The sequence below is a fragment of the Microcystis sp. M109S1 genome (assembly GCF_020247025.1).
Classification (GTDB): domain Bacteria; phylum Cyanobacteriota; class Cyanobacteriia; order Cyanobacteriales; family Microcystaceae; genus Microcystis.
Genome location: NZ_JADBRW010000018.1, coordinates 1 through 7,597, shown reverse-complemented (window position 1 = coordinate 7,597; position 7,597 = coordinate 1). Strand labels below are relative to the sequence as shown.

Sequence of the window (7,597 nt, the reverse complement as noted above, 5' to 3'; positions counted from 1 at the left end):
TTCCAATAAACAAGGGGTTTGAGCTAATCGGCCTAATAAACCTAATTCGGGCGGTATTTCTGGGGAAGTCGGTCGAAAATACACATCGATTTCTTGAGTTTCTGCCGTCACATCAAGGCTAGTTTTCACGTCACCGGAAGAAGAGAGAAAGGTTTCGAGGTAATCTTTACTAAATTTATCCCAAAGAAAGCGAGTCAAGACCTAAGTGATTAAATCAGTGATGAGGGTTATTTTATCATTTTAAAAGCCTGATTGGGAAAACTGGCAGCATTGCAGCTTTAGTTACAGATTTTTCCTAGTTTTTGCGCTAAAACTGAAAGGTTAATCAGCAAAAAATGCGCTCGACGAATGAAACCGCAAATCATCGTCTGTGGATTAGGTCGCACGGGTTATAAAATCTTTTGTTTACTCAAACAACAATCCGCGGCAGTAGTAGCGATTAGCGATCGCCAAATGGTCTGCGAATACCAGTCTGATATTATCATCGGCGATCCCTGCTCTCCTAAAACTCTCCTGCAAGCTGGCCTTCCAGATGCAGAAACCCTAGTTTTGGCCATTGATAACGACGCACTCAATCTGGAAATTCTCACCCGCGCAAGGATAATTAACCCGAAAATTCGGATAGTTAACCGACTATTTAACGAAACTTTAGGAGAAAGACTCGATCAAACCCTCCCTGCTCACGTTAGCATGAGCGTTGCTTCCCTAGCGGCTCCGATCTTTTCCTTTGCTGCCCTTGGTAATAAAGCTATCGGTCAATTACAGCTATTCGATCGCCTTTGGCCAATTCAAGAGATAATTATCGAGGAAAATCATCCTTGGTGGGGATTACCCCTCTACGAACTTTGGGACGATCCGGCCCGGATGTTAATCTATTATCTCCCCGCTCACGACGAAATTGATCTGGTTTCAGCAGTTCTTTTAGGCAAAAAACTCGGAACTGGCGATCATCTCATTATCGGCAATAAACCGACAATTAGGGCAAAACAGCGTTTTAAACTGCAAAAGTGGCTGAGAAATCTGCTCAATCTGCGTCCCTATCAGCACTATGTCCAACCGGTAATTCTTGTCACCCTTTCCCTTTTGGGGATGATTTCCCTTGCTACCGTTACCTATCTCAGCGTTAATCAAAAAATTTCCCTCGTCGATTCCCTCTATTTCTCCGTCGGGATGATTACCGGCGCCGGAGGTAACGAAAAAGTGGCCGAATCTACCCCCGATAGTATCAAAATTTTTACCGTGGTCATGATGATTGTCGGTGCAGGGGTTATCGGTATCTGTTATGCTCTCCTTAACGATTTTATCCTCGGTAGTCGCTTTAAACAGTTTTGGGATGCTACCCGCATTCCCGTCCGCAATCATCACATTATCTGTGGTTTAGGAGGTATCGGCACCCGGATCGTGAGACAATTGCACGAGCAAGGCTGTGAAGTGGTGGTGATCGAATCGGACCCCAATAATCGATTTTTGCATTCCGTGCGCTCCTGGGGAATCCCCGTTATCATCGAGGATGCGCGTCTAGTGGCTACCCTAGAAACGGCTAATATTAACAACGCCGAATCTTTGATCGTGGTTACTTACGAGGATATGATTAATGTGGAGATTGCTCTCACTGCTAAAGCGATCGCTCCTAAAATTAATCTAGTTTTACGCTGCTCTCAGGAACAATTCGGGCGATCGATTCAAGAAGTTTTTGATTTTGATACGGTATTATGTCCCCGGGATCTGGCTACCTATTCCTTTGCTGCGGCCGCTTTGGGCGGTAGAATTCTCGGTAATGGCATGACCGATGATCTCCTCTGGGTTGCTTTGGCTACATTAATCACACCGAATCATCCTTTTATGGGGCAAATTGTCAAGGAAGCGGCGATGAATGCCGATTTTGTGCCACTTTACCTGGAAAAACAAGGTCAAACTATCCACGGTTGGCAATTACTGGAAATCACTCTCGACCAAGGTGATATTCTTTATCTAACTATGCCGGCTATGCGTTTACAACAGGTTTGGCAAAATACTTCCCTAACTATTCCCCAATCTTTCCCCGATTTAAAATGATTTCTGGTCTTAATTATCTGAGCAAAGCTAGTTATCGCTGTATCTTGAGTTTAGGCAGTGCTGGCAGTATTTTAAGTCTCGCTAGTGCCAGCAGCATTTTAAGTCTGGTTAGTATCGGCAGTATGCTCAGTATTGGTAGTGTTGGCAGTATTCTCAGTATTGGCAGTGTCGGCAGTATTCTCAGTATTGGCAGTGTCGGCAGTATATTTGGCATTTTTCAATATCATTCTCTGCCTAACCATCCTCAATAAATGTAGCGCTTCTTTGTCGATGGCGGTTTTTTGAGTTTAAACTGTTAGGCGATCGCTTTTTATGCAAACAGAATAGAAAGGGTATTAATCGGATGAAGCTGCCGCAAAACTAACGCGACGATAAATTTCTAGCAAGGGAAGTTCAAGGTTTAAACTCTCCAGAGGGATTATTTGACTAAGTTGATCGTAGGTTTGTAATTGCCAGCGATCGCTTTGTTCGAGTCTGAAATATTGCTCAACGTAGGGTTCAGTTTGACTAACGAGCAGATATTCACAAAAACTTGGCAGGGAACGATATTTTCTAAATTTATCACCTCGATCATAGGCTTCCGTGGCGGGGGAAAGCACCTCTACAATAAATAAAGGATTAAGAATTTCGTCTTTGCGATCGCCGTTCAATTCTGGTTCATGGTTAACGACCATGAGATCGGTATAGGTTCCACAATGATATTCAGGAATCCACACCCGCAGATCGCTGTTATACAGACGAAAATCCCTATCTCTCAATAAAAATCCCAAATAAACCGAGATGTTGATCGCGATTGCGCTGTGGGTCGCGGTTCCTCCAGGCATAAGAATCATTTCTCCATGACAATATTCATAACGTTCCTGAGAAGTTTCAGCGATCACCCGATATGCTTCCAAAGTGACAGGGGTTTTGGTGACTGTCGCAATAGTTGGTTTTTCTTGAGCGATAATCATCTTTGTCTTTCTCCGATATTCTATTAATTAATTTTATGGTTATTTTTTAGGGATTGTGGGGAAGCGATCGCTTTTTATCAAAACAGAATAGAAACAGCGATCGCCTTGTGAGCATCAGTTAATAAAACAATAAAGTTCGGGGTCAGGTATTCAGGTTTGCTAATTGTTCCTGAAGATTAGCTTCAGTAGAGAGTTTTTCAGATTTTTCCCATAGAGCGTTAAAGAGACTTTTATCTGTCTCTACAACTCTTGTTTGATAGGAAATATAACCTGATTCTGTTTGACCATTCATAATTCTTCTCGCTGTAAAAGAATTTCTTGGAACAGATAAGTTTTCGCTAATCAATAGGTTGGTATTATCCCAACAATAGCCTTCAACATCTTTGGCTTTTTCCTGACAAATACAAGCAACTTTTATGCCAGAGTTAAGTTGTTCCTGAATCACTTGTAAATGCTTTTGAGTCGGAACTTCAGGAAGAATAAAGACTCGTTGAATAGAAATCTCCCTTTTGATTAGTTCTTCGTTAACTTCCCAGAATTTTTGACCAAGAGGATTATCCCACCAGATGGAATCTGTCATGGAGTGAATAGCCAAGATTCGAGATTCACTTTGAGGATCAATGTGTTTGAGTAGTTGAGCAACCTTTTCTAAACGGGATTCGCCAATAATTTCCATTCTAATTTCAGGCATAATTGTGTTGGTCAAAATTGTGCCATCAAGTAGGGTTAGATTATTTTCATCTAATTTAACATCGGTCAAATTGGCATGACTTAAATCGGCTCCTGTTAAATCAGCATTAGTTAAATTAACCCCCGAAAGATTAGCCTTACTGAAGTTACATCCCATCAATTTTGCATCGGAAAGATTGGCCTCACCATCCATTAAATTGACTTGGCTGAAATTCAGTCCCCGAAAATCTCGTTCGCCAATTTTGTGCAAATATGTCAATTCTTTTGTGCTATGAATATCGGGGTGATATTCATCGGGTGCATAAACGGCAATCATCGCTTTGACGTAGGCGAAAAAATAAGCCTTGAGAATATTTTCATGGGTGTGGATAGTAATCACTTCTTTACCATCATACTCAACCACCGCCTTGACAGTTGTGGCTCCTTGTTTACCCGGTGTCAAGTTAGCCACATAGATAGATTTAAGGTGATGTTTAATTTCAACTAAATGAGCTAGAGCCTCATCAAAGGCAGTACAAAGTGCATCTACTGAACCTTTTTTAAAGGCCGATTCAGTGTAACGCTCTTGGGTTTTTGTATTACATAAGATAACTGTCGCAGAAGTTAAATTGTTATTAGCACAGAGAATTTCAAAGTTCTCAATTTTCCAGCCTTGAAAGAGAACGAGATTATCCTCAAAGAATAAGTTTTGTTGAGGCTCGTTTTCTAAAAGCTGATTGAGTTTTACTTTCTCATGTTCCATGGCAGCTTTACCGAGATTTTTGAGAGTTCTTTCGATAGATGCTGGCGAGGTATCTTCCCCTAAAAACTGTAAGAATAGGGAAGGGGAACCCACAAAAGGATATCCACTGGCAATGAATTCTCGATCTCTGATGGTGATAATACCTGCCAAGCCATACTTTCTGGCAATCTCAACTTGAATTGCCGTTTTTAAGTTAACGTTGGGATATTTTTCTAGGTCAATTTCTTTCAAGTTAACTTGGCCGACGTTAATCTTACTCAGAAGTTCAATGATCGAACGATTGGCATATTCTTGAGATTTCAGATTTTTGATATTATGCCAAATTTTGATTAATCCTATTTCGCCGATGTAAGGATTAATTTTTCCCTCTAAAACAAGTCCCATAACCCTAGTAGCTTCCCTGTTAAGAGTCGTCTGATTTCGTAATAAAAACTCTTCAATTAGATCAGCATCAATTAATACTTTTGGGGCTTGAGAATTGTTATCTTGTGATTGGAATACCTCTAAGTTATCCAGAAAAAAATCAATATTTATACTAGGATGAGTAGTTACCTTATGCAGACTAAGCTTGATTTCGTATTGCACAAAATCATCAGATTCGTTTTCCAGATTATTTCTCAAATCCCAAAGTGTTTTAATCACTTGAGTATCAGGATATTCTCCTAATTTCCTTCTGATTTCAGCACGGTGATCGCTGTCCTGTTTATTGTCTAGTTGAGCTAACAACTCATTAATAATGTCAGCACGGCAACTGGCGGATGTTGTTACCTCACACAATGACTCTGTGTTTTCCATTTTTAAATCAATCTCCTTGATTGGTGGTTTTCTCATCCGCACTAATTTTGTCTGACAGTAAAAGACTGCTCTGATTGAGAATTTTCAGCGTAGCGTGTTCGCAAAACTCTCACTGATTCATCGTCATTAATGTCAACAAAATAGCCCTTTTTAAAGAGAACTCTTCTTAAAGAAGTAATTCCCACCCGCTCATCTAACTCAAGGTAATCCTTAAGATGGGATCCTAGATTTTTGTTGAAATCCGCGTTTAGATTTTTGCCGCTACTATGATTGAACATTTCAGCCAAGTCATCGGCGGAATAAAGTCCTGTAGCCGCCCGATAAAATATCTCCTTATATTTATCAGATAGGGGTTCGATTTCTTCCAACAAAGCCTCTAGCTTGGAAATATCCAAACCACAATTTCTTGCCTGCTTTTGGGCATCACACAGTGATGGGGGAGTTGACGAGAGCATCTTGCTGTACTTTCGAGCTAGTTAGCATATTTTGAAATGGAGTACCAACAATTATTGTTTAATGATAGCAACAATTGTTGGTTTAGCTTTGCAACAATTGTTGGTTTAACTTTGCAATATTTGTTGGTTGAGATTCTTACAGTGCTTGGAAATATCCAAACCACAGTTTCTTGCCAGCTTTTGGGCATCATATATTGATGGGCTAGTTAGCATATTTTGAAATGGAGTACCAACAATTATTGTTTAATGATAGCAATATTTGTTGGTTTAACTTTGCAATATTTGTTGGCTTAACTTTGCAATATTTATTGGTTGATATCCTTACAGTAAGTGATTATATTATGGATAATATTAAAGAAGATAGAGCGATAGTAAGAAACAGTACAAAAAAGCTGGTCGAGTGTTGCCGCACTGCCCAGCTTGAATTAAGTAAACGTTCTGCCTACCGCTTCCCGTCTTGATTATCTCCACCCTGACGTTTTGCTAGTTCGTTGATGGTGTAGATAAAAACGTAGTCGTACGGATGTATTTTTCCCAGAGCTACGCCGTAAGCAAGCGAGCTTAACAGGATGACAGTGAGTAAGTTCTTCATATTGATTGACCTCCTGGCTTCTTGAGTCCACTACTAAGGTTTTAAGTCTCCTGGTGGGCTAATTGAGAGGGTTAATCCCGATGATGCGAAGCTAGGAGAGAGCCAGTATCCTCACGGGTTCTGGCTCTTTACTCATCATTATCATCCCCGCATCTTAGCCCATTTTAGTAGATTGAGTCAAGCTAATAATGTTAGGGATTCCTGACACGAGGAGCAAAACACTACTAGACAAAAACAAATCCATATTGCTGAAATGGAGGGGAATGTTATGTCGAATACAACTGTTAATCAAGCAATTATCAACTGTGTATATGTAAACCGCACAGAAAAAACAGCTATTCTCAAAATTGACTTTATGGGACAATGGCTAGAGCGAATCGTTGAGCCGGGCCAAGATTTTTGTTTTAAGGCTCCTGAAGGGGGACACTTAGATATTTTTTACCTATGAGATGGCTGCGATGATTCGGGAGCATAGAATTCCTTGCCGAGAATTGGCGATATAAGGAAAGGATCGTCTGATTAAGGTCTTGCCAAAATTATTATTTCTTATTAGCTTAAAAATGTTAGAATCTATACAAAAAGCACAATCTCCTTTAGCTTTGGCCCCTCCGTTGGCAGCTGCCATTAAACGAGGCGAAGAAGCGAAGAAGCGGTTCCTATCCAAGCAAGGCGGAACCTTAACCAGCACCGAGGTTTGTAGTGTTTTAGCCTGTAGTTCTTTGGAATTAGAAACTATGAGGCTCAATCATCGGGTCTTAGGTTTATCTGTCAACGAAGAATTGGTTTATCCTGCTTGGCAATTTATTGATGGCAAAGTTTTGTCCGGTTTAGACCAAGTGTTAGCCGTCTTAAAAGAAGACGGTGCTTGGACACAAATGCTCTTTCTGCTTACGGGTGATATTCGTTTAGAGGGAGCAACCCCGCTAGAAAAACTCCAAAAGGGAGAAATCGAGCCAGTGGTTTGGGCTGCTAAGTGCTACGGGAGTCATAGCGCGGCGTAATGGGTTTGCCTCCTTTTCCCCTCCCACCAGACGATTTTAGTCAGCGTCAATTGCCCGTCATTGAAACCCCAGGCCCCTGGCTAAGATTAAATAGGACCGGACACCTTTCTAGTCTTCATTTTGACCGCAGTGGTAGCGGTCGTTTCGATGGACCCAATCAGGGCTATGGGCTTCTCGGCTCTTCTAGGTTCTGTGTGAGCATGGTATAATAGTAACACAGAACAGGAGGTGGGTTATGTGGATAAATTTTGAGCAACTCCTCGATTTACCAAATGTAACAGTGGTCAATTATCAAAAAATTGAGCAGACAATTT

General features: G+C 40.9%; 8 protein-coding genes and 1 pseudogene. 4 read left to right on the top strand and 5 right to left on the bottom strand.

The window, feature by feature from the left end; all coding sequences use genetic code 11:
* Positions 1-198 (bottom strand): annotated as a pseudogene (locus IM322_RS00670) (DUF4351 domain-containing protein); the annotation flags it as partial.
* 150 nt (positions 199-348) lie between these two features.
* Between IM322_RS00670 and IM322_RS00665 the strand changes: the two are divergent.
* Positions 349-2,055 (top strand): potassium channel family protein, encoded by a 1,707-nt coding sequence (locus IM322_RS00665; RefSeq protein WP_287077868.1) that lies wholly within the window; start codon positions 349-351, stop codon positions 2,053-2,055.
* On the top strand, positions 2,052-2,306 hold the full coding sequence (locus IM322_RS00660) for a hypothetical protein (RefSeq protein WP_158200201.1): 255 nt from the start codon (positions 2,052-2,054) through the stop codon (positions 2,304-2,306). Before IM322_RS00665 ends, IM322_RS00660 begins: the two co-directional genes overlap by 4 nt.
* An 84-nt stretch (positions 2,307-2,390) precedes the next feature.
* On the opposite strand, the gene IM322_RS00655 is transcribed toward IM322_RS00660, so the two are convergent.
* The 4 genes from IM322_RS00655 to IM322_RS00640 all read right to left on the bottom strand — a co-directional run bounded on the left by IM322_RS00655 (position 2,391) and on the right by IM322_RS00640 (position 6,282).
* Positions 2,391-3,008, bottom strand: coding sequence for a Uma2 family endonuclease (locus IM322_RS00655; RefSeq protein ID WP_287675809.1), 618 nt, complete (start codon positions 3,006-3,008; stop codon positions 2,391-2,393).
* 142 nt (positions 3,009-3,150) lie between these two features.
* Positions 3,151-5,235: a pentapeptide repeat-containing protein gene (locus tag IM322_RS00650; RefSeq protein ID WP_287675808.1), complete on the bottom strand. Its 2,085-nt coding sequence runs from the start codon at positions 5,233-5,235 to the stop codon at positions 3,151-3,153.
* A 41-nt stretch (positions 5,236-5,276) separates the two neighbouring features.
* Positions 5,277-5,690, bottom strand: coding sequence for a hypothetical protein (locus IM322_RS00645; RefSeq protein WP_287675807.1), 414 nt, complete (start codon positions 5,688-5,690; stop codon positions 5,277-5,279).
* 442 nt (positions 5,691-6,132) lie between these two features.
* The gene (locus IM322_RS00640) at positions 6,133-6,282 is read right to left on the bottom strand and encodes a hypothetical protein (protein WP_230458615.1); all 150 of its coding nucleotides are present in this window, start codon (positions 6,280-6,282) and stop codon (positions 6,133-6,135) included.
* Positions 6,283-6,550: 268 nt separating this feature from the next.
* Here IM322_RS00640 and IM322_RS00635 point away from each other — a divergent pair, with 268 nt between their 5' ends.
* Both IM322_RS00635 and IM322_RS00630 read left to right on the top strand, forming a co-directional pair.
* Entirely contained in the window at positions 6,551-6,730 is a 180-nt protein-coding gene (locus IM322_RS00635) for a DUF1830 domain-containing protein (protein ID WP_287675806.1), read from the top strand.
* Between the two features lie 112 nt (positions 6,731-6,842).
* Positions 6,843-7,283 (top strand): hypothetical protein, encoded by a 441-nt coding sequence (locus IM322_RS00630; protein ID WP_287675805.1) that lies wholly within the window; start codon positions 6,843-6,845, stop codon positions 7,281-7,283.
* Positions 7,284-7,597: the final 314 nt, after the last annotated feature.